The sequence below is a fragment of the Terriglobus albidus genome (assembly GCF_025685425.1).
GTDB classification, from domain to species: domain Bacteria; phylum Acidobacteriota; class Terriglobia; order Terriglobales; family Acidobacteriaceae; genus Terriglobus; species Terriglobus albidus.
Genome location: NZ_JAGTAS010000049.1, coordinates 82,040 through 107,308, shown reverse-complemented (window position 1 = coordinate 107,308; position 25,269 = coordinate 82,040). Strand labels below are relative to the sequence as shown.

Sequence of the window (25,269 nt, the reverse complement as noted above, 5' to 3'; positions counted from 1 at the left end):
ACCCTCGAATCGGAACGTAGCACCAAATCGGGAATTGCAGTCGAAAATGTGACAGGAATCATAGTCACCGTCGCAAAACTGGTTCATATTAGGTGCAATATGTCGCAGTCGCTGTGAGCAACAGGGCCTGTATCAGTTGCATCTATCCCATCAGTAACGAACAGCTAGTACTTGTACGAATCCAAACTCCATTTGGACGTTCCGCGCCTTTTCTCGCTCGGAATGTCTCCCGGCCCCCGGAGGTGTACGATGCAAAGCTCGCTCAAGGTACTACCCATCACCCCGACCGTCGCAGCTGCCTCATTGATTGAACCTGAGGATGCGCGCATTACCGGCCAGACGCGGTCACTGCCGCGCCGGCTGCTTGCCTTGAACATGCCCCTGAACAATGTCCGTAAACCGGCCCTGAGTAGTACTCCCGCGTTGACGCCGCAGGCGCGCATTGCCTAGGGGAACATCCCCAAATTAGCAAGGCCCAGAGAATCTCTCCGGGCCTTTCGTGTTTAACGTTATCGATTACCTGATCAGCAATGACAAGCTGGACGACTTGCGCCTGGCGCTGACTACTTGTTATCGGCAATCTTGTCAGGTTCGGGCCGCATACGGGTCGCCTCAAAGTTCACGACCTTCCACCCTCCGCCCTGCTGGCGGGCATAAACCCGCGTGTAGAGATACTTCCCGTGCAGCGGGCGCCCATCCATCACGCCATCAACGTCCACCTGCGAGGTCACGATGGCAGTGCTTCCGTTGATGATCTTTACCTTCAGCTCATCGACATCCATACGGGTGATGTTGATCTTGCGGTTCATCACACGCTCGACCATCTGCTGCTTGGTCTGCACCATGCCATTAGCGGAGATGCCGATGTAGTCATCGGCCATCATCTTCGACATCGTGTCGGCATCGGACTTCAACTGCGCCTGCCGCCACTGCTGCTCCAACGCCTCAATCTGCCGGTGTGAAGCGGTTTTGTTGCCTGCCGCACCTGCCGCAATCTTTCGCACGCCATTCACCGGGGCCATGCCCACCTGGCGAAAAACCTGCGCGTGAATGGCGATTGGAGCCACCAAAGCCAGGGCCAGCACAGCGAATTTGAATGCGTACTTCATCGGTAAGGTGTACGGAGTGTAGCCCTGTTTTCTCCGCAAAGTCAAAATAACTTTTAGTAACCAACTACCACTTTTGCTGCACACTCTGATGCCGCAAATCAGTAACGGGAAGCCCGCGCAGAAGTGTGCTTTCGGACGGATTTGCCCATCACAAACAGCCATCCTCCGGGCCGTTAAACGTAGGAAGTTGAAAGTTGAAAGTTGAAGACGTGCGGCATGGGTGGGGCATGTTTTGCTGCATCCCATGGAGCACCGTGGATCGAGGGGCCCGAAGTCAGACATGGCGCTACCGCCTATTGTTTAGAACGCTGGGCAGAGGGGGAAGGTTATCCAGCGCAAGCCGCCAATCATCTCCGGTCTGTCATTTCACAGCGGCCGGGGTCCCCGGCCAGCTTGCTGGTTGGGGTGGATCGACCGAAGAGAGCGGAGAAATCTGCTTCTGTGCCGCGAGCTTTGCAGCCGCCTTCGAACGTTAGATAGCTCACCAACTTCCACTCGCCCACGCGGTACGTCTTCAACCTTCAACTTGCAACTTTCAACCTGCCGGCCCCGAAAGCAAAAGGCCCACACCAATCGGCGCGGGCCTTTACCCATCCCAAACTTCCTACCCAATAATGCTGGCAGCAAACTCCGGCAGAACAATGGTCTGTTCGCGATCGGGCCCGGTCGAGACCATACCGATCTTCGCGCCGGTCTCCTTCTCCAGGAACCTCAGATACTCCTGCGCCTTCTTCGGCAGCTTGTCGAACTCCGTGATGCCCTCGGTCGACTCCGCCCAGCCCGGCAGCGTGGTATAGACCGGCTCCAGAGCCTCGAGGCCGCGAACATCGGCGGGGATGTGCTCCGTCACCTTGCCGTCCAGCTTGTACGCGGTGCAGACCGGAATCTCCCTCAGCGAGTCCAGGACGTCCATCTTGGTCACAACCAGCCACTCTGTGCCGTTGATCATGTTGCTGTAGCGCAGGATCGGCAGGTCCATCCAGCCGCAGCGGCGCGGGCGTCCGGTGGAGGCGCCGTACTCATTGCCGCGCTTGCGCAGCTCCTCGCCCATCTCGCCGTGAATCTCGGTCGGGAACGGGCCCTCGCCCACGCGGGTGACATAAGCCTTGGTCACGCCGATGACAGTGCCGATGGCGGTCGGGCCGACGCCGGTGCCGATCACGGCTCCGCCGGCCGTAGCCGAGGAGCTGGTGACGAAGGGATAGGTGCCGTGGTCGATGTCCAGCAGCGCACCCTGTGCGCCCTCGAACATGATGCGCTTGCCTGCCTTCAGGCTGTCGTTCATCAGGGTGGCGGTGTCGGTCACGTACGGAGCTACCTGCTCGGCGTAGCGAGCGTACTCCTCATAGATCTTGGCCGGGTTCAGCGGCTCGGTGCCCCACAACGCGTGCGCGATGGAGTTCTTCTCATGGCAGGCGTTGGTGATGTGGGTGCGCAGCAGCGCCGAATTCAGCAGATCGATCACCCGCAGGCCGTTACGGTGCATCTTGTCTTCGTATGCAGGCCCGATGCCGCGGCTGGTGGTGCCGATCTTTGTGCGTCCGGGGGCGTTCTCGGCGGCCAGCTCGATCATGCGGTGGTATGGCAGAATCACCTGGGCGCGGTCGCTGACAAAGAGCTGCCCGTCGACCGGCAGACCGGCCTCCTTCAGCATCTTCACCTCGGTCAGGAAGGCGGCAGGATCCATGACGACGCCATTGCCGATCACGCTGAGGCAGTCCGGCCGCAGCACGCCGCAGGGAATCAGATGAAGGACGTACTTCTGCCCCTTGATGATGACGGTGTGCCCGGCATTGTGCCCGCCGGCATACCGCGCCACCACCTGAAACTTCTCTGAGAGGACATCGACAATCTTGCCCTTGCCCTCATCGCCCCACTGTGCGCCCAGTACTACCGCCGATTGCTTGAGAGATGCCACGGGTACTCCAAAAAAGGAATCGGGCGATTGGGTCGCCCGATTCCTAATTTTATATCTCCGCAACGAAGTTCTGCCGGATATTGCGATACACCGCTATAGCGGAAGGCTGGGAGAAAGGTTATTTCTGCTGCTCAAGCTCCGCGCTCACGCGGGCGCCAGACCCGCTGACATTCATCTTTCTCGTCCAGTCGGCATACCCTTTTTTCTTGATAACGATGGTGTGACTACCCGATTTTACCGAGATGGCGGAAGGAGTATTCCCCACGAATTCACCGTCGATCTCGATGTCTGCGCCCGAAACAGATGCGTCCACGTTTAAACTCGCTACGGTGGGTGCTATTGGACTTGCAGATGGCGCACTCGCTGGATTGAGCTTTGCCATATCCAGCTTCATATCTCCCTGGACGAATGCACTGATTTCGGTACCTTTTGGGATAGTGATGTCTTTACCGTGCATGAAAAGGAACAATGGCGCAGCCGGGAAGAACACAATGCCTGTCGCGACCATTGCACCTGTCATCGCGCCAACGTGACCGCCTCCCTTTGTGTTTTTGACGGCGCGAAGCTGTACCTTTTCTCCCGTCACTAGTCTCGTGCTATCTATGTTGACATCGAGTTTGCCGCCTCTGCCCATCCTCTTCTTCGGTTCTGCGGTGGTGACCGTTGCCAGTGCGGCAGAACCTTTCGGTATCACTGTCACACCCTGTACAGAAACATCTTCTGTCACCTCGAATGGCACGGTTTGTCCGACGTGAGCATCTGCAGATGAAATGGTTTCGGCTAGACGAAGCTTGATCTCTGCTCCATCCATGAGGGTATTTGGGATGGCGGGACGTGGCGTTTCTTCCTGCGTGGCCGGTGCAGCAGCGGTTTGTGGAGTTTGTGGAGTGGGTGTTTGTTGAGCGTAAAGCGAGTCACCAAGCGAAAGAGCGCATACAAGGGCTCCAGCAGAAAGAGAACGAATCATCTCTACAGTCCTACGTCTTATCAATGTGGGGAGTACGAGAAGAGTACCTGCGTTTGTTTAGCAGAAGCAAGCGATCATGTGGAGGGGCTCACTCCTTCGCGAATCGCACGTTCTCTTTTGCTCGCTCCATCAATTCTTTTTCAATCTCCGGCCATCGCGCACTCCCACGTCCACCGGGCATCAAATCTTCCGCGATAAATCCGGTCTCCTTCAGATCCTCGGCGTAGATCACCATCAGCTCTCGCCGTTTCGTCTCGTCGGTCAGATGCACCAGGCGGACGTTCATCATGCCTGCGGGTTCGCTGTATCCGTGGGCGTGCAGCATGGACTGTACCTTGGCAGCATCGCTGCCCTCTTTTGCCGGTTGTGATCGACCGAAGCGCGATCTTACGTCGAAGCGCATACCCCCAGCTCCAGCGTGCGCTCGAACTTGTAGCCGTAGACCGCGCCGGGAGTGCTCGGCAGATAGCCCTCGAACTGGATCCAGTACAGCCGCTTGACCACCCGCTGCGCATCGGCCTCGACGAAGATGTGAATCTCGCAGTCGGCAATGCTGTGGAGTACGAAGCGTTCTGCGCCGAGATAGACCGCCTCTTTCGGCAGTGCGATCCGCACCGCCGGGTCGTGCTGTGAGACGACTACGTTACCGATGACAGTTCGCTCAGGTGGCGGGGTTTGGGCCGCTGCGATTCCGCAGAGTGTCGTCAGCGCTGCAAGGATGAGGAGCCGTTTCAAGATGTCCTCCATGCGGTGGATTACGAAGAGCGGCGCGCGAGGGTTCCTTGCTGGTAAGGAGTATGCGAAATCAGCCGCGAAGCCTGTTGCGCCAAAAGCGTTGCCCTCAGCGGCTGAAGCCGCTCTGAGCCTCACCTCGTACGGCACGGCTGGAAGCCGTGCCCTTAAGCAAAACCGCCTAAGAAACTACTTGGCCGCCGTCGAAAAATGAGCGTCAAAACCGACTTCTTTATTGCGCGCCCGCGCGCAACAGTTCGCACCGTCGGTGCGAATGCCCTGCTTAAGGGGACGGCTTTCAGCCGTCCCACACCGCACCCGAGAAGAAAGCGGCTTCAGCCGCTGAGGGTAGCTTTTTGCCTGTGCCCCGGCTCTAGCAATCCCCCTCAGCGCTCAGCTTTTCGCAGAACCTCGCCCATCTGTCCCTATTTTGGCAAGCAGCGCTCCCGGAGTAGGATCCCCCTCAACTGGCGAGGCTTCAACTTTTAACTTGCAACTTCTAACTCCTCCCCAGAGCATCCAAATCACATGGCAAATCTGCAGACCATTCCGCTGGAGACCATCACGAACCAGCCCACCACCCTGGCCGAGTACGTCGGCAAGGTATTGCTGATCGTCAACGTCGCCTCTAAATGCGGTTTGACGCCGCAATACTCCGGGCTGGAATCGCTGTATGAGCGCTTTCACGATCGCGGGCTGGTGGTTCTCGGCTTCCCCGCCAACGACTTCGGCGGGCAGGAGCCCGGCACCAACCAGGAGATTGCCAAGTTCTGCTCGCTGACTTACGACGTCAGCTTCCCCATGTTTGCCAAGATCGGCGTCACCGGTCCAGGGAAACACCCGCTCTATCAGGAACTTACAAAGGCGTTGCCGCAGGCAATCTCGACCACCGGGTTCGATTTTGCCGCCGACCTGCGGAATTACGGCACCGAGCCGAACGAGCCGCCGGAGCTGCTCTGGAACTTCGAAAAGTTCCTCATCAGCCGTACCGGGGAGCCGGTAGCCCGGTTCGCTCCGGATACAACGCCCGACGATCCGGCCCTGATCGCCGCGATTGAGGCAGAGCTGGAGAAATAGAGCGCGAGAAGCCATCGTTTTGTTGGGAATTTGTGTCCCCGAACACCCTAGCGTTGCGAGGGTGCGGCACCCGGCGGTCTAAGCATCGAAGGCCCGGAACCTAGAGGGTGCACCCGGGTGGGAGACGAAACGGGTCAGAGGAGCCTCCCGGCGCAAAGGCCACGATTCAACCATTCAACTATCCAACCATTCAACATTTACTCCCTTTTTGCACAACTCCTCTCCGCGCACAATCCTCGCTACAATCAAGCTGTTCCACGTGTGTTGACGAACTGGTACATTGTTGCCAAACGCACGTGAAGGTTTCACCATCGGGAGACTCTTCTGCCATGACGACCACCGCAACTCCGCTTCAGGCTGCAGCATCCGCGGCTCCCTCCGGCAATCTCGAAATTTCTATCTCTCGCGGCGATCTGCTGCGTGAGCTGACGGCCGCACAGTCGGTGGTGGAACGTAAGACGACGATCCCCATTCTGTCGAATTTCCTCTTCGAGGCTGACGACGACCGCCTTACCATTACCGCCACCGATCTCGATCAGTCGCTGCGCACCTCCACCACCGCCAAGGTGAAGAAGCCCGGCGCCTGCACCGTGCCCGCGCGCAAGCTGTACGACTACATCAAGCTGCTGCCCGAGGGCGAGATCAGCATCAAGCTGATGGATAACCACTGGGTGCAGATCCGCGCCGGCCGCTCCAATACCAAGATGGTTGGCATGGCCCGCGCCAACTTCCCCGCAGTTCCTGAGTTTCCCGAGACCGGCGCCCTGAAGATCAATGTCGCTGCCCTGCGCAGCATGATCTCCAAGACCATCTTCGCCATCTCCAACGAGGAGTCACGCTACACCCTCAACGGCGCGCTGCTGGTCCTGAAGGCCGAGTCCATGGCGATGGTCGCCACCGACGGTCACCGCCTGGCGCACATCGAGCGCTTCGGCGAGACCATCTCCGGCGTCTCCGGCGAGAAGAAGACCCTCATTCCGCGCAAGTGCCTGGGCGAACTCTCCTCGCTGCTGGCAAATACCGAAGACGATACCCTCGAGTTCGCCGACGACGACCAGACCCTCTACTTCCGGATCGGCGGCCGCGTGCTGACCAGCCGCAAGCTGACCGGCCAGTTCCCCAACTACGAGGCCGTTCTGCCGCGCGACAACAACAAGTTCGTTATCGTCCGCAGCGAAGACCTGATGGGAGCCATCCAGCGTGTCGCCCAGTTCGCCGACGAGCGCTCCGGCGCCATCAAGATTCGCATGGAGCAGAACGAGCTGAAGATCTCCTCCTCCTCCACCGACTCCGGCGAATCGGAAGACACGATCGAGACTCCCTACAGCTACGATCCGCTGGTCGTCGGCTTTAACTCCGCCTACCTGCTGGACTTCCTCAAGGCCATCGGCAACACCGGCGAGGTTCGCCTCGAGTTCAAGGACGCCCAGTCCGCCGGCCAAATGCGCCCCGAAGACTCCAGCGAAGACTCCAAGTACCGCTACATCCTCATGCCCATGCGCATCTGAGGACTCGCCGTCCAGGCAAAGGCGCTTCGCGCGAAGGCCCGGCATCAGCCGGGCCTTTGTCGTTCCCTTTGCAGCCACAGAACCGGGTGCCCCGGGTCCCTTGGGGACCTGGGCATTCGCGCTACGCGCGAACCGCTTTTTTGTTATCCCGAAAGGGATCTGCTTTAGTCCTGTCAGAGACGGGATTGAGCTTCGCTCGATAAATCGCTAGTCAGGAACAAGTTCCTCAACTCTTCAATCTGAGCAGTGCTCAGCAGTGCCGACAGACTCAGATAGCGCCTGCGCTTCATCAGGACTACCCATCCATCCTCGGCACGCATCTCGATCTCCCGCGGCATCGACCAGATGACTCCGGTGGCGGCATCGTGCCGCGCCGCCATCAACGTGAGATCCCGCCGTTGCTTCCCAAAGCCAATTTCGACATCCATAACGATGACGTAGCTATGGCCCTGTCGCCAGAAGATGCAGTGGCGGCCATGTCCCCAGTTCAGGTCATCGGTCATGGAGAAGGGGAAGTCCTGCGGAATCTCTTCGTCGGGAAAGTCGCCGCCGGTCTGTTGTGCGTACTGCTGCATCTGGCTGCGCCTGCGGCTGTGGGCATAGGCCTGTGGCTGCATCAGCGTCACCAGCAACAGCACTGAAACCAGGACAAAAAAAGCAAGCATTCCGCTGTGATTGTCGCACCAAGAGAGTCAATGGGGGCATCCGGAACGATACTTCCAGCCGCGAGCAGGCTTGGCTAAGCTGCCAGCATGGTAATGAATCCACAATCCGTAGTTGCTGCCGTAGTGGAAGCGCACGACGCCTGGTTTGACGCCAACGTCCTCGCCGCCCTCGAAGACAGCAGCCCCGCGGAACCCGTCCGCGAAGAAGAACTGGTCGAGACGTACTAGGTCTTTTGGACCGCACGAGCGAGTCGTAGTGTGCAAGAGGACTCGTGTGCAGGGGCCTTGGTTGAATCCTTGAATCGTTGAATCGTTGAATGGTGAGCTACGGCTTACATTCCATCCTTGCCCCTCATAGGACTCCGCCCGCTGCTTCGAGCGAAAAAGACAAAAGGGGCGCGCATCGCATAAGCGAAACCCACCCCCTTCTAATCAAGTAAGAAAACTATTCAACCATTCAACAATTCAACCAATCAACTATCTCGCCCAGGGCAGCTCCATCAGCATCTGGCCATTGCCGGTCTGCACGCTGGGCAGTTGGCCGTTCCAGCGTTCAATCAGGGCGCGCTGGTTTTCCAGCTTGCGAAGTTCCAGCAGCTGCGGCGTGATTGAGGTCTGGCGGATGCGGTTGGCCTCCGCTTCGCCCTGGGCACGCGTCACGCTTGACTTTGCTTCACCTTCGGCTGCGGCGATCTGCTTGGCGGCCTCGGCCTGCGTCTCCGCAAGCTCGTTACGCGCACGCTCGGCGCTCTGGATGGCCTGCGCCTTCGCGGTGATGGCCGAAGCAATCACGCTGGGGACAGGCGGAGCACCGATGAAGCCGAACTGCTGAATGCCGACGCCGACAGGGTCCATCTTCTGCTGAATGAGTTCCTGCACCTTGTGTAGAAACTCGGCTTTGCGTTCGCCATAGATCTCCTCCACCGTGTAGGTGCTGGCAACTTCGTTCAACGAGTTACGCACCACATCGCGCAGAATGCCGTGTGTGAAGCGCGTCAGGTCGTTGACCCGGTACTTCACATAGAAGTCAGGCACGCGCGGCGGATCGATGGCGTAGCTCAGCGAGACGTCCGCATAGATCTCCATTCCCTCTTTCGAGTTGAAGCTCATCTGTTCGTTGGTCGCCGAGCCCTCATGGGCATCCTGCGTCCACTTCACCGTCTGCACAAAAGTCGGGAACTCCACGATCTGCGATTTCAGCGGGCTGTAGAAGACCCATCCAGTACGGATTGGAATCTCCTGCGCTCCTCGCTGCGAACCGGAAAGCGAGATCTCCACGCCCTCATAGCCGGCGCCGATACGCGTAACGCTGACGATGTAGCTGAAGAACAGGTTCAGCACGATGATCGCGATGACGATAACAACACCCCACTTCATGGCAAAACGCAGCATGCGTTTGCCTGGGTCGTCGTCGCTACTGTTACTGCGACCGGTGGTTTGAAGCAAATTGCCAAACATAGTCATAAACGCCTCCAGAGAAACCAGGTTGCACAGAACACCACCACCGCATCGCAGACGAGCAGCACCATGCCGCCGTAAACGGCCTTATCGCTCGGTAGGTTGAGGAGGTGGAACGCGGTGGTCATCAACTCAAAGCCGAGGACGGCCACCAGAAAGAAAAGCAGCAAACGGATTGTTATTCGTCGCACATGTCGCCCGGCCCCTTATCCTTACGGGCCATCCAGCGATTAAGAATCGTAGAGCGGAAATGCGTCGGCGAACATTGGACGGAAGTGCTATTGCTGTTTAGTTCGTACTTGATACAATATCCGTAGAGCCTCTACTTTTGGGGAAGCTGTGGTCGGTTGTTGGCTCTGGGTTTCCGGTGGCTTTCTTGGTAGCACTCTGTTGAATGGTGGAATCGTTGAATAGTTGAATGGTGTGGCTGGGCAGCTGCTTTGCCTCAACTATTTGTCGTTGACCATGGCGAAGTATCTTGTGAGCGCAGCTCTAAATGCGAAAAGGGTGAGCCTCGCCTAAGCGAAACGCACCCTCTCTGAACAAGCAAGAAACTATTCAACCATTCAACAATTCCACCATTCAACGGTTCTTACGCGAGCGCCTGCTCGCGTAAGAACCCATACAGCGGATACTTCTCTGCCAGCTCCCCGACCTGGCCTTTGATCTTTGCCAGCTTATCTGCATCGTTGCGGTATTCGAGAGCTTCGCCGATCCACTTGGCGATGATGCGCATGTCGTCTTCCTTCATGCCGCGGGTCGTCAGTGCCGGTGTGCCAACGCGGATGCCCGAGGGTTTCAGCGGAGGATTGGTGTCGTACGGAATCGCGTTCTTGTTCACCGTGATGCCGGCCGCGCCCAAGGCGTTCTCGGCTTCGCTGCCCAGGATGCCCTTAGCGAAGACGTCGACCAGCATCAAGTGCGTGTCGGTGCCGCCGGAGATGATGCGGAAACCTTCACCCTGCAGCGCCTCGGCCAACGCTTTAGCGTTGGCCACGATCTGCGCAGCGTAGAGCTTGAACTCAGGCTGCAGTGCTTCCTTGAATGCTACTGCCTTGGCCGCGACGATATGCACCAGCGGCCCGCCCTGCTGGCCGGGGAAGACGGAGCGGTCAAGGCCTTGTGCGAACTCTTGCGTGCACAGCACCATGCCGCCGCGCGGTCCACGCAGCGTCTTGTGGGTGGTGGTCGTGACGAAGTGCGCGTGCGGTACCGGCGAAGGATGCACGCCGCCGGCAACCAGGCCGGCGAAGTGGGCCATGTCGACCATGAAGTAGGCGCCGACCTTATCGGCGATCGCGCGCATGCGGGCGAAGTCGAAGATGCGCGGATATGCCGATCCGCCGCCGACGATGACCTTCGGCTTCTCACGCAGCGCGGTGGCCTCGAGCTCGTCGTAGTCCAGGGTTTCGGTGTCTTTACGTACCTGGTAGCCGACCACGCGATACAGCTTGCCGGAGAAGTTCAGCTTGTGACCGTGGGTGAGGTGGCCGCCGTGTGCCAGGTCCAAGCCCAGGATAGTGTCGCCCGGCTGCAGGATGGTCATGTAAGCCGAGGCATTGGCCTGCGAGCCGGAATGCGGCTGCACATTGGCGTGATCGGCGCCGAAGATCTGCCTGGCGCGGTCGCGCGCAAGATTCTCGACAACGTCAGCGAACTCACAGCCACCGTAGTAACGCTTCGCCGGATACCCCTCGGCATACTTATTGGTGAAGACCGTTCCGGCGGCCTCCAGCACAGCGCGCGAGACGAAGTTCTCACTGGCGATCATCTCCAGCCCTTCGTGCTGGCGGATGACCTCCTTTTCGACCATCGTTGCGATTTCGGGGTCAGAGGCGGCGAGTGATGCGTTGAAGTCGATCGGCATAGGAATATTCTATGCCGCGCCGCTAGATACCCGGCTCAGACCCCAGACCTAGGCCGATCTAGCCTATGCACCCGGTGCCCCAAGTCCGGGTCCCCGCGCGAACTTGTTCGATGGGGTGATAGGTCCCTCTAGGACCTGGACCCGGCCTTTATTCAACCAAGCGTCAAACTTGGATTCCAGGCAAACCTCTCTTGGCTACTGAACGAAAACGGTCGCGCGAAGCGCGATACCCAGGTCCCCGAGGGACCCGGGGCACCCGCTGTATGGGCGAGCCCGCAGTTGATTAGTAGCTTGATTCAATTTTTCAATCAGCACCGTTCGCGCCGGCAAAGGCGAGCTGCCACCAAAGTCACACCGCGCTCCCCCACACAGGCGATACCGTCCGATTCTGAAGCGCGCGCTCCTCCCAAAAGAGGAAGCGAATCCAACTTCGGAGGGGTCATCAAAATTCATGATTTCCTTCTAGCCCTGTGTTGCGTCACTATGGTGTTGGCGCCGTACTATGTATCGTTTTCGGACACCGAGATAGACGTGGTCGAAGAAGAATGCATCACAAAATTTACCCATTGCGCTAAAGCAATGGGGGATGGACGCCGATGGATACGTTGACCGATATGATGGACCTTATCTTAGGTTGCAGTTTGGTTGCTGTTGTTGTGCTCCCTTGCCTGTTTGCTTCGCACTTCGGCAGGGCGCACCGCCACACCAACAAGACTGCCTGAACAATTCGCTTCCCGGGTTAACCCGCTGCACGTAGACGCTTGAAAGCTCGATGGACGAACGTGCCGAGATACCAGCCATCCAGCCATGCGTATGGTTTCTCACCCACTACGTAGTGTCCGCAAGGCAACACCTTAGGCGTGTGCGGAATCCCGAGCTGCTCAAAACTGCGCAGCACCTCCAGTGAAAACTCCAGGGGAAAAGTCAGATCGTAGGTCGCATAGACGACCAGCGTCTGCCGGTCTTTCACGCGTGCAAACTGCTCCATGTAGTTCTTCGGACTAATCGCCTCAAAGCAGGCTCGGACATCCTCGCGCGACATGCCGGCTTCTTCAAAGGCAGCGCGAATATGACGCGTACTCTGGCCCTGCCACACGACATCTCCGAAGCTGGTCGACGCGTGGTTGAAGGCGCAGACCTTCAACCGCTCATCGAAGGCGGCGGAGAGAAATGCATACTCCGACCCCAGGCTCGTTCCCAATACGCCAAAGTGCGTGTATCCCTGCGACTGCAGCCAGTCGATGCAGCTCCGCACATCCACGACAGCCTGCCGCACCGCCTCGATCGTGCGGCCGATGTTCGAGCTTACGGCGTAGTCTGAGCGTTCCAGCTCTGCCGGCCTGCGAATGTCGTGATACGGCTTTGAGAGCCGCAGCGCGGACACGCCGAACTTATTGAACAGATCGCAGAGAACGTTGTGACTGAAGGCGTCGGCGTTCCACTGTGGCATGACGATGATCGCCTGCTTCGGCCGTTTCGGATCCTGATGCTCCGGCGCCGGATACCACCGCGCGTTCACCTGGTCGTTCTCCGGATACTTGGTGCGCACGGCAGAGGTAAAGCGCAGGAACTCGGCCTCTTCGATCAGGCCCTCTTCGGCATTGGCCTTCCACAATGCATCCTTCGCCAGCGTCTCCGGACGCACGTTGGTGGGAAAGAGCTGAGGATAGCGCTTCTCCAGACGAAAGTCGGTTGGCGTCTGATAGCTGAAGAACTCTTCGGCGTTGGCGACGATGTGACCGTTGATGGCCTTCATCGATCCAAGCGGATCTTCCTCCACGTGGGTTCCCCATTCGGCCAGCCAGTCAAAGCCCCATTCGAGTGGCCGCACAATGCGGTTGGTGTCTGCCGTGGTGAGCCGCGTCTCCCACGCGTACATCCAGTCTGCGTACAGCTTTCTAAACATTCCCCTCTAGTTTACTGGGTAGAAATTGAATGATTGAAGAATGGAATGATTGAATGATGGGTTTTCGCGGACAGCAGCGAAACAGCCTATGAAGTGGGATTATTCAATCATTCGATCATTCAATTATTCATTTCGGGTCACACCAGGATCCTCATGACCCGTTCACTAATGCCGCACAGGATCTCGTACGGAATCGTGCCTGCGATCGCGGCTTGTTCTTCGACTGGAACTCCATCGCCGATCAGTGTGACTTCATCGCCAATGGCAGCATCGGGGATGTGGGTAACGTCGATCACGGTCAGGTCCATAGAGACGCGCCCGACGATCGGCGCATGTGCCTCGCGCAGCAGCACGCGGCCGCAATTGGAGAGCTCGCGTCGCAGTCCATCCGCATATCCAACGGGGATCAATGCCAACCGCATTGGCGCCGGCGCGGTGAAGGTGGCGTTGTAGCCCACGGTTGCTCCCGCGGGAACATCGCGCAGGCTCAGAATGCGTGTCTTCCAGGCCATCACCGGTTGCAGTATCTGCCGTACATGCGGTGCGGCCCCGGTCAGTTCCAGAGCGTAGCCATAGAGGGCGAGGCCGGAGCGTGCCATCGGCTGTGCGCCGCAGGCGGCAGCGATCTCTTTGATCTGAGCGAGAATCTGTCCGGCGTCGACACCCGAGGTATTGCCGGCATGAATCCACTCCAGCCGGAGGCTGCTCGCTTTTACCTGCGCGGCAAAACGATCCATCTGCTCCCGGTTCAACGGAGAGCCGGCCTCTTCGGTCGAGCCCAGATGTGTCATTGCACTCTCAATCCGCAGGGGAGAATCTTCGGCGATCAGTGCAGCGAAGGCTGCCAGATTGGTGACACCCTGGCGCGCCATGCCGGTATCGACTTCGACATGAACGGGAAAGCTTTTTGGCGCCAGGCCGCGCGCGCGGGCAGCATCTTCCAGCAGGCGGAGCTGGTATTCCTCCCAGATCACCGGCGTAAGCCGATGTTCGACAGCGACGGCGGCTTCGCCATTCCACACGCCGCACATGATGAGGATACGCGGTTGCAGGAAGCTCGGCAGCATGCCCAGCGATGCCTTGACGCGCACTCCCTCTTCCACCGAGGTCACACCCAGCCACGCCGCGCCTGCTCCGGCCAGGACAGGGGCGCACAGCTCCGCTCCGTGGCCGTAGCCATCTGCTTTGATGACGGCGAGCAGCTCCATCCCCGCAGCTCCGCGGGTGTGACGGTAATTGGTGGCCAGCCGCGAGGCTGAGATCTCGGCCCACACGGGCCGTACGTGATTGGGTTCAACAGCGCGCATCTACTTCTTCCACCTTCTATGCTAGAGGCGGCTGCGGTGGAATCTTCGAGATGAGGAACCTTAGCGGCTACCCATTCGCATTTTTCGGCTTCTCGAACTGGCGCAGATAGTCTTCGAGGCGCTGGCCCTTCTTCAGGGTGAAGGGCTCGTCCAGAAGCTCGAACTTTTCCATGCGGTCCAGGCGGAAGAGGCGGAAGTCGTTGCGTAGCTCACACCAGGTGGCGGCCGTCCAGGCGCCACCCCAGAAGTAAAGCGCCAGCGGCCGAGCGCGACGGTTATGACTCCACTGCCCGTCTTCGCGGCAGTAATCGAAGCGGATGATGCGCTGCTCCACGCAAGCCGTGTGGATGCGATCGATCAGTGTGCGCACGGTCTTCTGCAGCCGGTACCCGGGCGCATACATCATCACGGAATCGATCTGCTGCCGCATCTCCGGCGGCAGGACCGCTTCGATCTTACGCAGAGCATCGGCTGCTCCGGCGACAGCCTCATCGCCGCCCCAGGCTTTCACCAGCCGGGCCCCGAGGACAAGCGCGCTCAATTCGTTGGCATTGAACATCAGCGGGGGAAGATCCATGTCGCGGCGTAGCGTGTAACCTACGCCTGCCTCGCCGAGAATCGGCATACCTGAGAGCTGAAGGTCGCGTACGTCACGATAGACAGTGCGTTCGCTCACCTCCAGCTTGCGGGCGAGATCGCGCGCCGTCAGCAAACGGCCGGCGCGCAGGACTTGAACGATACGGAAGAGCCGGTCGGCACGGCGCATGGCAGCAATAGTATCCCGTCGTGAGGGCGTGGTTACTCAGTGGAGTGCAGGCCGACGGTGTTGCCCTCGGTATCGCGGATACAGGCGAAGAAGCCAAAGCCGCCGGTAATCTCGGTCTTCGGAATCAGAATGGAGCCGCCCTTGGCCTTCACCCGCTCCAGAACCGGAGCAAGATCGCCCTTGCAGCTCAGATAGACGACCGTGCCGGAATCGCACGGCTTCTGGAACTCGCGCTGCACCAGCGCACCGCCGGTACCGGCAGGATCCTTGGGAAAGACCACCATCGGGTTCTCATCGGGGAACGATTGCATGTTCATCTCCAGCACCTGCTCATAAAAGGCCTGTGCACGTTCAATGGAAAGGGTGGGAATCTCAAACCACGTGGCAGCGGACTGCGGTCGTTCACTCATACGCTCGGTCTCCTTGTCGATTACAAGAGACAGCGTACTGACGTGCTACTGACAGCATCCTGTCAGTAGGTTTTCAGGATTTTGTTGATGATCTGGTTTTATGGCGGCCTGACAGACTTTCCCGACGATCGTCTTATGGAGAAATCAACTCAATTACGTGCGGCGGCCATAAAGGAGAGGGAAGACGCCGCGCGGCATACGAGAAATCCTGATCGTCCAATTGACGAGATAGCCCAATTGAGGCTTGACCCTGATTCATCATTCCTTAATTACGAAGGATGTCATCCAACAACGCTTCTGACGCTCCATGGTAGCGAGTATTCCATGAGGAGAAAACTCGCAATGCTTCCGCTCTGGATGCGCCGCATCATAGATGCGTATGCACCATCGACTACCCGTTTACCGAAGGGTTTAGATGAACTCTTTAACTCATATGCATGCCCACAAAAAGAACATTCGAAATCCCGAGCTTGAGTGTTGGCCTTGGTGGCAATGAGATGGTCGTTGTCGCAAGCGAGACAAAACTGATTCGTGGCGATCCATGATTCAGTCGTAACGCGCGCAATCTGTGATTTGTTAATGTAGATTTTTTGCGTCGGATTCACGGAATCCAAAGTCTACTGAAAGGCTTGTGCGAGATAAAGCTCGTTTTCTCGTGCCCTACGGATAATCTAATACCGCAAAGCAGCCACGGCACTCGTTGCCCACCCCTTTGCGTAGCGAAGGGGTGGTGTATCACACTTCGCGCGACCGTCTTTATGAAGATGTATCTGTAGAGAAGCAGATTTCTCCGCTCTCGTAGGTCGCTACGAAATGACAAATAAGAAAGACGATTTCGCTTCGCTCGATACCCACCCTTCGTTTTCAACGAAGAATGGGGCAACGGTGTAGCGCCTCATCTCGACTGAGACTGGAGTCTCTAGTACTCCGCTCCACCCGAGTGTGCGGTCTCCAGATTCTCGAAGCGTGTGTAGTCGCTGAGATACGCCATATGCACGCTGCCCGTCGGGCCGTTACGCTGCTTGGCGATGATGATCTCGGCCTTGCCCTTCAGGTCTTCGTTCTCGCGGTCGTAGTACTCTTCGCGGTGAATGAAGCAGACGACATCGGCGTCCTGCTCGATCGATCCCGACTCACGCAGATCGCTCAGCATCGGCTTCTTCTCGCCGCCGCGCTGTTCACTGGCACGTGAGAGCTGCGAGAGTGCGATCACCGGCACCTTCATCTCTTTCGCGAGGGCTTTGAGACCACGCGAGATCGACGAGACCTCCTGCGTACGGCTCTCGAAGCCCTTCTTGCCCGGTCCGGCAGAGCCTGTCATGAGCTGCAGGTAGTCAATCACAATCAAATCCAGCGCGCCTTCCTGCTGCTTCAGACGGCGAGCCTTCGCGCGCATCTCGGCGAGCGTGATGCCGGGAGTGTCATCCACATAGAGCTTCGATGACATCAAACGATCCAGCGCGCTCACGAGCTTCTGCTTGTCTTCACGAGGAAGAAAGCCGGTCTGAATCTTCTTCGAGTTGACCAGCGCTTCGCTGGCCAACATACGGCGAAGCAGTGACTCCTTGCTCATTTCGAGCGAGAAGACCGCGACCACCTTGCCGTCGCGCACCGCCGAGTTCTGTGCGATGTTGATGGCCCAGGCTGTCTTACCCATCGAGGGACGGGCGGCGATAATCGTAAGCTCCGAATGCTGCAGGCCGCTGGTCATGCGGTCGAACTCGGCATAGTGCGTGCGCAGGCCGGTAATCTCACGGCCCTGTTCGTACAGAGCATCGATGGTGCCGAAGCTCTCGGCCACGATCTCGCCGATCGAAGAGAAGCTCTTCTGGATGGCTCCTTCGGCGATCTCCAGAATGCGGCCTTCCACACGTGACAGCACATCGATGGCAAGCTCGGACTGATCCGCCGAGGCCAGCAGGCCGTCGTTGCACACGCTCATCAGCTGGCGCAGCAGGCTCTTGTCCTTGACGATCCGAACGTAATCCTCAATGTTCGGGTTCCGCGGAATGCCCTCGGTCAGGAACGAGAGATACGGAATGCCGCCGATCCCCTCCAGCTCCTTCTTGCGAGCCAGGTTGTCGGAGACGGTAACGATGTCGATGGCATGACCGGCTTCGATCATCTCCAGCATCGCGCCATAGATACGGCGATGCGAGTCCAGCGAGAAGTCATCGATCTTCAGCCTCGCCGTGGCATCGGTAATTGCCAGCGAGTCCGTGAGCATGGCGCCAAGGATCGTATTTTCCGCATGCAGCGCTGCGGGTGCGCCTTGCTGCTCAAGAATCTGAAGATAGGAGGCCATCTAAGTTCCTTAACTCTACCCCCGCTTTTGGGCGTGGATGTGCGTGGAAATTCGGGAGTAATCGCGGATATTCCCGAATTTTCTAGACCGCCTGCTGGCGGCCCTGTATCTCGATGTAAATATTGATCAGGCTCACCGCGGCCGGGGTTACTCCCGGAATCCGGCTGGCCTGGCCGATGGTCGCCGGGCGTACACGGCTCAGCTTCTCCTTCATCTCGCGCGAGAGGCCGCTGATCTGGGTGTAGTCGAACCATTCGGGGATCGACCGCTCCTCCGCCTTCTTCAGCTTCTCGATATTGCGGCGCTGCTGGTCGAGATAGCCCGAGAACTTGATCTCCGTCTCCACTGACTTCAGCTCGTTGCGCACCCACGACGGTAGGGTCTCGCCCTGCAGGCCGGCGGTCATCTCCGCGAAGCGGGCATCCTCCCGTAGCTTGTCCTGAAAGAGCGCTAGAAGCTGATCGATGGTGACCTCAGGCCGCTTCAGAAGCTGCGCCAGTGTCTGTCTCTTGTTCTCGCCTTCGCGGAGACGTTCGGTTGCCAGCAGCTTTTCCAGGGCGACCATGCGTGCCTGCTTGGCCTCGTAGTCGGTCCAGGCCGCGTCGCTGATCAGGCCCAGGGTGCGTCCCTTGGGGGTGAGGCGGCGGTCAGCGTTGTCGATGCGCAGGTGCAGCCGGAACTCCGCCCGCGAGGTGAACATACGGTAGGGCTCATTGGTGCCCTTCGAGATCAAGTCGTCGATCAGGATACCGGTATATCCGTCGGCGCGATCCAGCCAGAACGGTGCTTCGCCTTTCACGCTGAGCGCAGCGTTGATGCCGGCCATCAGGCCCTGGCAGGCAGCCTCCTCGTACCCCGAGGTGCCGTTGATCTGGCCGGCAAGATACAGACCGTCAATCGACTTCACCTTCAGCGAACGGTCCAGCTCGGTCGGGTCGATGGCGTCGTACTCGATGGCATAGCCCGGCCGCAGCATCTCGGCCCTCTCCAGCCCCGGTATGGAGTGGACCATCGCGGCCTGCACTTCCATGGGCAGGCTGGTGCTCATGCCGTTGATGTAGACCTCGTGCGTATTCAGGCCCTCGGGCTCCAGGAAGAACTGGTGCTGTGTCTTGTCTGGGAACTTGACGATCTTGTCCTCGATCGACGGGCAGTAGCGTGGCCCAATGCCTTCGATCTGGCCGGAGTACATCGCCGACCGATGCACGTTCCGGCGGATGATCTCCAGCGTCTCCGGCGTGGTGTAGGCGATATGGCAGCTTACCTGGCGGAGCTGCGGCACGGTTTTGGTGCGGAAGCTGAACGGTGTCGGGTCCGCATCGCCGGGCTGCTCTTCAAAGCGTGACCAGTCGATGGTGCGTCCGTCCAGGCGCGGAGGTGTACCCGTCTTCAGGCGGCACTCACGCAGGCCCAGGCGCTTCAGCGACTCGCCCAGCAAAACGGAGGCAGGTTCGCCGGAGCGGCCGGCGGTGTAACGCTCTTCGCCACAGTGGATCAGCCCGTTCAGGAAGGTTCCAGTGGTGATCACGACCGCGCCGGCATGCACAACGCGGCTGTCGCGCAGCCGGATGCCGGTGATGCGGCGGGAGCCGTCGGCGGTATCTTCCAGCACAACGTCGACCACCTCAGCCTGCTTAATGAACAGGTTCGGCTGGCCTTCCAGCACCTCGCGCATCTTCACGCGATATAGCGCCTTGTCGCACTGAGCCCGCGGCGACCACACGGCCGGGCCACGCGAGGTATTCAGCAGGCGGAACTGGATGCCGACGGCATCGGCAACCTCCCCCATGACGCCGCCCAGGGCGTCAACCTCGCGGACGAGATGTCCTTTGGCGATGCCGCCGATGGCTGGGTTGCAGCTCATCTGTGCAACCAGGTCGAGGTTCAGCGTGAACAGGGCGGTGCGCAGGCCCATACGTGCGGCAGCCATCGCGGCTTCGCAGCCGGCGTGCCCTGCCCCCACCACCAGTACATCGAACTGTTCTGTGAACGCCATTGATCTGCCGGAATCTCTCTCTCTTCTATTTTAAGGGGATTCGCGAGAATAATGTGGCCCAAGACCCGGGTGCGCGCGAACTGCCTTTTCTGTTTGTCATTTCGTAGCGACCAACGGGAGCGGAGAATCTGCTTTTCCACCCACTTTTCGGTCCCCAATCCCGGGTGCCCCATATCTACGCCGCGGGGTCCCCGACGAACTACGTTCGTTTGGGGTGCAAGCAGATGTGGGCATTCGCGCCGTGCGCGAACCGGTTGACAATACAAACTCATTAAAAAACGTCTCGTAGAAACGCTCTCCCACACCCTTGCAACCTCCCTCTCGCGCTCCGTCATCTCACCAAGACGGCCACCGGCCACCGCCAACCTGGGAGACCACTTTTCGGCATGTTCACCAAAATCCTCCATGTCTGGCATGGCTGGTTCTTTGCCCTCTTTCTCTTCTGCGCAGCTCTGGTCTTCTCCAACATCTTTCACTGGATCATCTTCCGCGTTCTCCGTCGCAAGCAGGACAAGGACGGAACCCCTGAGAGCAGGGGGCTGGGATTTGGCCTGCAGCGCTACCTTGCACGTCCCGCGCGGGCCATCTTCGTTCTTACCTGCTTCTTTCTGGTTGAGCCGGGTCTGCCGATTCCTGCCCGTTACCACAACGATGTGCGCCAGGCACTGGCCATCCTCTTCGTCCTTTCTCTCGGATGGTTCGCCACCGGTGTCGTTTATGTGGTGCAGAACATCTTTCTTCGCCGCTACGACCTCTCCTCGACAGACAACATCCAGGCGCGGCGCGTTCATACCCAATTCAGCCTCTTTCGCCGCTTCGTCATCTCGATGATCGTCATCGTCACGGTTGCAGGTTGCCTGTGGACCTTCCACGATGATCGCCTCTGGAAGGCGGGTACCGGCCTTCTCGCCTCTGCCGGTGTCGCGTCTCTCATCCTTGCCACGGCGGCTAAATCCACTGCCTCCAACTTCCTCGCCGGCCTGCAGATCGCACTGACTGAACCCATCCGCATCGACGATGTTGTTATTGTTCAGGGCGAGTGGGGAAAAATCGAAGAGATCACCTCGTCCTACGTCGTCGTCAGAATCTGGGATCTCCGCCGCCTGATCGTGCCGCTGAGTTACTTCATTGAGAACAGTTTCCAGAATTGGACGCGCCAGTCTTCCGACATCCTCGGTACAGCGTTCCTCTACGTCGACTACGCCATTCCTGTAGAGCCGCTCCGCAAAAAACTACTGGAGATCTGCCAGGCCTCACCGCTGTGGGATGGCAAGGTCTGCGGCTTACAGGTCACCGACATCAAGGAACACACCATGGAGATTCGCTGCCTGGTCAGCAACCGCAATGCAGGTGACAACTTCGATCTCCGCTGCATCATCCGCGAAAAGATGATGGAATTCATCCGCGAAAGCTACCCGCAATATTTCCCCCGCACACGCTTCGCCTCCCTGCCCGATCCAGACCGCTCACAGAGCGAAACCGTCGAGAAATTTACAACACCGATCCAGAAAGCCTCGTAAGCTTGAAGTCGCCATGCCCCTCGTCCTGTGTTTCAACCCGGGCAGCAACTCGCTGAAGTTCGATCTCATCGAGACCACCGCGAATCAGCCGCGCGCCTCCGCAGGCAAGCGTCTGCTCACTGGCGACATCGACAACGTCGGTAAAGACACCACGCTCGAGATCACGCAGGGCGATCAGGCACTGCACTCTGAGCCTTTGCCTGCGGGCGACTTTGACGCCATGACCACAGCGTCGCTCAATGCCCTGGACAAGCTCGATCTCCCGAAACCTGATCTCGCGGGTGTCCGCGTCGTACACGGTGGCAACGACTTCAACGCCGCTGTGGGCGTCGACGATGAGGTGATCCGCAAGATCGAGGCACGCTCCGAGCTCGCTCCGCTGCACAATCCCAAGTCGGTCAAAGTGATTCGTGCGCTGCAGCAGCATGGCAGCGCGTTGCCCATTGCCTGCACCTTCGATACAGCTTTTCATCACACTCTGCCCGAGATCGCATGGCGTTACGCGATCGATTACGATGTCGCCAATCGCCACGGCATCCGCAAGTATGGCTTTCACGGCCTCTCCCATCGCTATCAGTTGGAGCAGTTCTGCTTGTTGAGTAATACGCCGGTCAAGCAGGCAAACATCGTGACCAGTCATCTTGAGAGCGGTTCGTCGATCTGCGCTATCCGCGAGGGGAAGTCGGTCGAGACTTCGATGGGCTTTACGCCGTTAGAAGGCCTGATGATGGGTACACGGTCCGGCTCCATCGATCCTGCAATCCTGCCCTATCTCATGCAGCACGAAAACCTTTCTGCACAGGATGCGTTGCAAATGCTGGAGAAGAAGTCGGGTCTGCTCGCCATCTCCGGCCAGTCGCTCGACACCCGCATCCTGCGCAAGAAGACAGACGACCGTTCGCTGCTGGCCATGGCAATGTACGGGTACCGCGTCCGCGCCACCATGGGCGCCTATCTTGCCGTGCTGGGCGATGCCCGCGCCATCGTATTCGGCGGAGGCATCGGGGAGAATACTCCTGAAATACGAGGCCCCATTCTTGAAGGTCTCCGAGGCTGGGGCGTCGACGTCGACCATGCCCGCAATACAAATGTCATGGCGGGCGACACTTTGCTCTCCTCGCCGGCATCAAAACTCGCCGTATGGGTGATTCACGCAGACGAAGGCCTGCAGCTTGCACACGAGTGCACACAGGCCCTCCAGTAGGAGCATTTTCCCTGTTGCTGGGTTCCCGGAGGAGGAGTGCAGCGGCGTTTTCATTGCGGAAACGCCCATAGATGCCGAAACCCGACGCTACACCTCCAGGAAAAACGCTGTAGCCAACCCTTAACCACGGAGACACGCGATGCCGCTCACCGTTGAGGAAATCGCCGGTATTCATGCATACTGGCGCGCTGCGAACTATCTTTCCGTCGGACAGATCTATCTACGCGACAATCCTCTGTTGCGCCGTCCGCTCACGGTCGACGACATCAAGCCGCGTCTGCTTGGCCACTTCGGCACGACACCCGGCCTCAACTTCATCTACGTGCACCTCAATCGCATCATCAAGGCGCGCCGGCTCAGCACGCTGCTGATTACGGGTCCAGGTCATGGAGCTCCCGGCATTCTTGCCAACACTTTCCTTGAAGGCAGCTACTCGGAGACCTATCCCAACATCCAGCAGGATGCCGACGGACTCAAACTCTTCTTCAAGCAGTTCTCATGGCCCTACGGGATTCCCAGCCACTGCGCCGCCAATGTTCCAGGCTCCATCAATGAGGGCGGCGAACTTGGCTACTCGCTGGTGCATGCCTATGGCGCCGCCTTCGACAATCCCAAGCTCATCGTTTCCTGCATCGTCGGTGACGGCGAGGCAGAGACGGGTACGCTCGCGACCTCGTGGCACTCGAATAAGTTCCTGAATCCTGTCACGGACGGCACCGTGCTGCCGATCCTGCACCTCAACGGCTACAAGATCGCCAATCCCACGCTGCTGGCGCGCATTCCGCAGGAGGAGCTGGAACAGCTCTTCCGTGGCTACGGCTACACGCCCTATACGGTCGAAGGCGATGATCCTGAAGTGATGCACCAGCAGATGGCCGAGACACTCGATCGCATCTTCGATGACATCGCCACAATCCGCGCCGAGGCCGCAGGACAGAATCCGCCGCACCGGCCCGCGTGGCCGATGCTCATTCTCCGCTCGCCCAAGGGCTGGACGTCGCCGCATATGGTGGATGGCAAACAGGTGGAAGGCACGTGGCGTTCACATCAGGTACCACTCGACGAGGTACGCTCCAATCCCGAGCATCTCAAGCTGCTGGAGGAATGGCTGCGCAGCTATAAGCCGGAAGAGCTCTTCGACGATCACGGCTGCCCGGTAGCATCGCTGCTCGATCTTGCTCCCAAGGGTGACCTGCGTATGTCGGTGAATCCCAGCGCCAACGGCGGCGAGCTATTGAAACCGCTGGTGTTGCCGGACTTCCGCGATTACGCCGTCAAGTGCAGTGTGCCTTGCGATGCGGAAGAGGTCTCGGCCACCAAGATCTTCGGCGACTACCTCCGCGACGTTATCCGCTACAACGCCGGCAATCGTAACTTCCGCATCTTCGGCCCCGACGAGACGGCCTCCAATCGCCTGCAGGACATCTACCAGGCCACACCCAAGCAGTGGGAGGGCGAGGTGCTTCCCGTCGATGAGAACCTCGCAGCCGATGGCCGCGTGCTCGAAGTGCTGTCAGAGAACCTCTGCCAGGGCTGGCTCGAAGGCTATCTGCTGACCGGCCGCCACGGCTTCTTCTCCTGCTACGAGGCCTTCATTCACATCATCGACTCGATGTTCAACCAGCATGCCAAGTGGCTGAAGGCCTGCAAAGAACTGCCCTGGCGTAAGCCCATCGCTTCGCTGACCTATCTGCTTAGTTCGCATGTCTGGCGGCAGGACCACAACGGCTTCTCACACCAGGATCCCGGCTTTATCGACCACGTGGCCAACAAGCAGAGCGAGGTGACGCGCATCTACTTCCCACCCGATGCCAACTGCCTGCTCTCTGTCGGAGACCATTGCCTGCGCTCGCGCAACTACATCAACCTCATCATCGCGGGCAAGCAGCCGGCACACACCTATCTCAGTATGGACGATGCAGTGCGCCACTGCACCGAAGGCCTGGGTATCTGGGCGTGGGCGTCTACCTGCGCGCCGCAGGACAAGCCCGACGTTACTCTCGCCTGCGCCGGCGATGTTCCTACCATGGAGGCCCTGGCCGCGGTGACGGTGCTGCGGCAGTGGGCGCCGGGGCTAAAGATCCGGTTTGTCAACATCGTCGATCTCTTCACGCTGGAGACCCCAGGAGAGCATCCGCACGGCATCGACGACGAGAACTTCGAACGGATCTTCGATCAGGAAAGCCCGGTCGTCATGGCCTTCCACGGCTATCCAACCGTGGTGCACAAGCTCACTTACAAGCGCCGTAACCACGCCAGCTTCCACGTGCACGGCTTCCGCGGCGAAGGCACGACGACAACACCGTTCGACATGACAGTGCTCAACCAGATCGACCGCTTCTCACTTGCGCTCGACTGCGTACGGTACGCGTTACCGGCTGAGTACGATCGCGTCCGCCAGCTCCACAGCGAAAAGATGCAGGAGCATAAACTCTACGTCGCGGAACACGGCGAGGACATGCCGGAGGTGAGGGACTGGAAGTGGAGCAATTAGTTGAATGGTTGAAAGGTTGAATAGTTGAATCGTGGCGGAGATGGCACCGGCAGTATTTGC

General features: G+C 58.9%; 23 protein-coding genes. 7 read left to right on the top strand and 16 right to left on the bottom strand.

The window, feature by feature from the left end:
• The first annotated feature begins 249 nt into the window (after positions 1 to 249).
• Positions 250 to 450, top strand: coding sequence for a hypothetical protein (locus OHL21_RS09310; protein WP_263416987.1), 201 nt, complete (start codon positions 250 to 252; stop codon positions 448 to 450).
• Between the two features lie 113 nt (positions 451 to 563).
• On the opposite strand, the gene OHL21_RS09305 is transcribed toward OHL21_RS09310, so the two are convergent.
• From OHL21_RS09305 to OHL21_RS09285, 5 genes are all read right to left on the bottom strand, one after another.
• Complete coding sequence (locus tag OHL21_RS09305; protein ID WP_263416986.1) at positions 564 to 1,109, bottom strand: nuclear transport factor 2 family protein; 546 nt, start codon at positions 1,107 to 1,109, stop codon at positions 564 to 566.
• A 604-nt stretch (positions 1,110 to 1,713) separates the two neighbouring features.
• On the bottom strand, positions 1,714 to 3,027 hold the full coding sequence (locus OHL21_RS09300) for an adenylosuccinate synthase (RefSeq protein WP_263416985.1): 1,314 nt from the start codon (positions 3,025 to 3,027) through the stop codon (positions 1,714 to 1,716).
• 118 nt (positions 3,028 to 3,145) lie between these two features.
• Entirely contained in the window at positions 3,146 to 3,994 is an 849-nt protein-coding gene (locus tag OHL21_RS09295; protein ID WP_263416984.1) for a PEGA domain-containing protein, read from the bottom strand.
• Between the two features lie 88 nt (positions 3,995 to 4,082).
• Positions 4,083 to 4,397: a hypothetical protein gene (locus tag OHL21_RS09290; protein WP_263416983.1), complete on the bottom strand. Its 315-nt coding sequence runs from the start codon at positions 4,395 to 4,397 to the stop codon at positions 4,083 to 4,085.
• Positions 4,382 to 4,729, bottom strand: coding sequence for a hypothetical protein (locus tag OHL21_RS09285; RefSeq protein WP_263416982.1), 348 nt, complete (start codon positions 4,727 to 4,729; stop codon positions 4,382 to 4,384). The genes OHL21_RS09290 and OHL21_RS09285 overlap by 16 nt, the downstream gene beginning before the upstream one ends.
• Before the next feature lie 525 nt (positions 4,730 to 5,254).
• Here OHL21_RS09285 and OHL21_RS09280 point away from each other — a divergent pair.
• Complete coding sequence (locus OHL21_RS09280; RefSeq protein WP_263416981.1) at positions 5,255 to 5,803, top strand: glutathione peroxidase; 549 nt, start codon at positions 5,255 to 5,257, stop codon at positions 5,801 to 5,803.
• 329 nt (positions 5,804 to 6,132) lie between these two features.
• On the top strand, positions 6,133 to 7,311 hold the full coding sequence (gene dnaN / locus OHL21_RS09275; RefSeq protein ID WP_263416980.1) for a DNA polymerase III subunit beta: 1,179 nt from the start codon (positions 6,133 to 6,135) through the stop codon (positions 7,309 to 7,311).
• A 173-nt stretch (positions 7,312 to 7,484) separates the two neighbouring features.
• On the opposite strand, the gene OHL21_RS09270 is transcribed toward dnaN, so the two are convergent.
• Complete coding sequence (locus tag OHL21_RS09270) at positions 7,485 to 7,976, bottom strand: hypothetical protein (RefSeq protein WP_263416979.1); 492 nt, start codon at positions 7,974 to 7,976, stop codon at positions 7,485 to 7,487.
• A 93-nt stretch (positions 7,977 to 8,069) separates the two neighbouring features.
• On the opposite strand from OHL21_RS09270, the gene OHL21_RS09265 reads away from it, so the two are divergent.
• Complete coding sequence (locus OHL21_RS09265; protein ID WP_263416978.1) at positions 8,070 to 8,204, top strand: hypothetical protein; 135 nt, start codon at positions 8,070 to 8,072, stop codon at positions 8,202 to 8,204.
• Between the two features lie 249 nt (positions 8,205 to 8,453).
• On the opposite strand, the gene OHL21_RS09260 is transcribed toward OHL21_RS09265, so the two are convergent.
• The 10 genes from OHL21_RS09260 to mnmG form a co-directional block, all read right to left on the bottom strand.
• The gene (locus OHL21_RS09260; RefSeq protein ID WP_263416977.1) at positions 8,454 to 9,440 is read right to left on the bottom strand and encodes an SPFH domain-containing protein; all 987 of its coding nucleotides are present in this window, start codon (positions 9,438 to 9,440) and stop codon (positions 8,454 to 8,456) included.
• Positions 9,437 to 9,604, bottom strand: coding sequence for a hypothetical protein (locus tag OHL21_RS09255; RefSeq protein WP_263416976.1), 168 nt, complete (start codon positions 9,602 to 9,604; stop codon positions 9,437 to 9,439). The genes OHL21_RS09260 and OHL21_RS09255 overlap by 4 nt, the downstream gene beginning before the upstream one ends.
• A gap of 422 nt (positions 9,605 to 10,026) precedes the next feature.
• Positions 10,027 to 11,301 carry a serine hydroxymethyltransferase gene (locus OHL21_RS09250; protein ID WP_263416975.1) on the bottom strand — a complete coding sequence of 425 codons (1,275 nt, stop codon included), beginning with the start codon at positions 11,299 to 11,301 and terminating at the stop codon, positions 10,027 to 10,029.
• Positions 11,302 to 12,040: 739 nt separating this feature from the next.
• On the bottom strand, positions 12,041 to 13,207 hold the full coding sequence (locus tag OHL21_RS09245) for an alpha/beta hydrolase family protein (RefSeq protein WP_263416974.1): 1,167 nt from the start codon (positions 13,205 to 13,207) through the stop codon (positions 12,041 to 12,043).
• 137 nt (positions 13,208 to 13,344) lie between these two features.
• Positions 13,345 to 14,514 carry an alanine racemase gene (gene alr / locus OHL21_RS09240; RefSeq protein WP_263416973.1) on the bottom strand — a complete coding sequence of 390 codons (1,170 nt, stop codon included), beginning with the start codon at positions 14,512 to 14,514 and terminating at the stop codon, positions 13,345 to 13,347.
• A gap of 67 nt (positions 14,515 to 14,581) precedes the next feature.
• On the bottom strand, positions 14,582 to 15,280 hold the full coding sequence (locus OHL21_RS09235; protein WP_147646209.1) for a helix-turn-helix transcriptional regulator: 699 nt from the start codon (positions 15,278 to 15,280) through the stop codon (positions 14,582 to 14,584).
• A gap of 32 nt (positions 15,281 to 15,312) precedes the next feature.
• Positions 15,313 to 15,690 (bottom strand): VOC family protein, encoded by a 378-nt coding sequence (locus OHL21_RS09230; protein ID WP_263416972.1) that lies wholly within the window; start codon positions 15,688 to 15,690, stop codon positions 15,313 to 15,315.
• 281 nt (positions 15,691 to 15,971) lie between these two features.
• The gene (locus OHL21_RS24470) at positions 15,972 to 16,295 is read right to left on the bottom strand and encodes a DpnI domain-containing protein (RefSeq protein ID WP_399257876.1); all 324 of its coding nucleotides are present in this window, start codon (positions 16,293 to 16,295) and stop codon (positions 15,972 to 15,974) included.
• 314 nt (positions 16,296 to 16,609) lie between these two features.
• Positions 16,610 to 17,995, bottom strand: coding sequence for a replicative DNA helicase (gene dnaB / locus OHL21_RS09220; RefSeq protein ID WP_263416970.1), 1,386 nt, complete (start codon positions 17,993 to 17,995; stop codon positions 16,610 to 16,612).
• A gap of 82 nt (positions 17,996 to 18,077) precedes the next feature.
• Positions 18,078 to 19,991, bottom strand: a complete 1,914-nt coding sequence (gene mnmG / locus OHL21_RS09215; RefSeq protein ID WP_263416969.1) for a tRNA uridine-5-carboxymethylaminomethyl(34) synthesis enzyme MnmG — start codon at positions 19,989 to 19,991, stop codon at positions 18,078 to 18,080.
• Between the two features lie 386 nt (positions 19,992 to 20,377).
• Here mnmG and OHL21_RS09210 point away from each other — a divergent pair, with 386 nt between their 5' ends.
• The 3 genes from OHL21_RS09210 (at position 20,378) to OHL21_RS09200 (ending at position 25,209) form a co-directional block, all read left to right on the top strand.
• On the top strand, positions 20,378 to 21,511 hold the full coding sequence (locus OHL21_RS09210; RefSeq protein ID WP_263416968.1) for a mechanosensitive ion channel family protein: 1,134 nt from the start codon (positions 20,378 to 20,380) through the stop codon (positions 21,509 to 21,511).
• A gap of 13 nt (positions 21,512 to 21,524) precedes the next feature.
• Positions 21,525 to 22,715, top strand: coding sequence for an acetate/propionate family kinase (locus OHL21_RS09205; RefSeq protein WP_263416967.1), 1,191 nt, complete (start codon positions 21,525 to 21,527; stop codon positions 22,713 to 22,715).
• Positions 22,716 to 22,854: 139 nt separating this feature from the next.
• Positions 22,855 to 25,209 carry a phosphoketolase family protein gene (locus OHL21_RS09200; RefSeq protein ID WP_263416966.1) on the top strand — a complete coding sequence of 785 codons (2,355 nt, stop codon included), beginning with the start codon at positions 22,855 to 22,857 and terminating at the stop codon, positions 25,207 to 25,209.
• Positions 25,210 to 25,269 lie beyond the last annotated feature (60 nt).

Coding starts and splice junctions, on each gene's coding strand:
- OHL21_RS09310 (WP_263416987.1), top strand. CDS start 250: ATGCAAAGCTCGCTCAAGGTACTACCCATCACCCCGACCGTCGCAGCT.
- OHL21_RS09305 (WP_263416986.1), bottom strand. CDS start 1,109: ATGAAGTACGCATTCAAATTCGCTGTGCTGGCCCTGGCTTTGGTGGCT.
- OHL21_RS09295 (WP_263416984.1), bottom strand. CDS start 3,994: ATGATTCGTTCTCTTTCTGCTGGAGCCCTTGTATGCGCTCTTTCGCTT.
- OHL21_RS09290 (WP_263416983.1), bottom strand. CDS start 4,397: ATGCGCTTCGACGTAAGATCGCGCTTCGGTCGATCACAACCGGCAAAA.
- OHL21_RS09280 (WP_263416981.1), top strand. CDS start 5,255: ATGGCAAATCTGCAGACCATTCCGCTGGAGACCATCACGAACCAGCCC.
- dnaN (WP_263416980.1), top strand. CDS start 6,133: ATGACGACCACCGCAACTCCGCTTCAGGCTGCAGCATCCGCGGCTCCC.
- OHL21_RS09270 (WP_263416979.1), bottom strand. CDS start 7,976: ATGCTTGCTTTTTTTGTCCTGGTTTCAGTGCTGTTGCTGGTGACGCTG.
- OHL21_RS09265 (WP_263416978.1), top strand. CDS start 8,070: ATGAATCCACAATCCGTAGTTGCTGCCGTAGTGGAAGCGCACGACGCC.
- OHL21_RS09260 (WP_263416977.1), bottom strand. CDS start 9,440: ATGACTATGTTTGGCAATTTGCTTCAAACCACCGGTCGCAGTAACAGT.
- OHL21_RS09250 (WP_263416975.1), bottom strand. CDS start 11,301: ATGCCGATCGACTTCAACGCATCACTCGCCGCCTCTGACCCCGAAATC.
- OHL21_RS09245 (WP_263416974.1), bottom strand. CDS start 13,207: ATGTTTAGAAAGCTGTACGCAGACTGGATGTACGCGTGGGAGACGCGG.
- alr (WP_263416973.1), bottom strand. CDS start 14,514: ATGCGCGCTGTTGAACCCAATCACGTACGGCCCGTGTGGGCCGAGATC.
- OHL21_RS09235 (WP_147646209.1), bottom strand. CDS start 15,280: ATGCGCCGTGCCGACCGGCTCTTCCGTATCGTTCAAGTCCTGCGCGCC.
- OHL21_RS09230 (WP_263416972.1), bottom strand. CDS start 15,690: ATGAGTGAACGACCGCAGTCCGCTGCCACGTGGTTTGAGATTCCCACC.
- dnaB (WP_263416970.1), bottom strand. CDS start 17,995: ATGGCCTCCTATCTTCAGATTCTTGAGCAGCAAGGCGCACCCGCAGCG.
- mnmG (WP_263416969.1), bottom strand. CDS start 19,991: ATGGCGTTCACAGAACAGTTCGATGTACTGGTGGTGGGGGCAGGGCAC.
- OHL21_RS09210 (WP_263416968.1), top strand. CDS start 20,378: ATGTTCACCAAAATCCTCCATGTCTGGCATGGCTGGTTCTTTGCCCTC.
- OHL21_RS09205 (WP_263416967.1), top strand. CDS start 21,525: ATGCCCCTCGTCCTGTGTTTCAACCCGGGCAGCAACTCGCTGAAGTTC.
- OHL21_RS09200 (WP_263416966.1), top strand. CDS start 22,855: ATGCCGCTCACCGTTGAGGAAATCGCCGGTATTCATGCATACTGGCGC.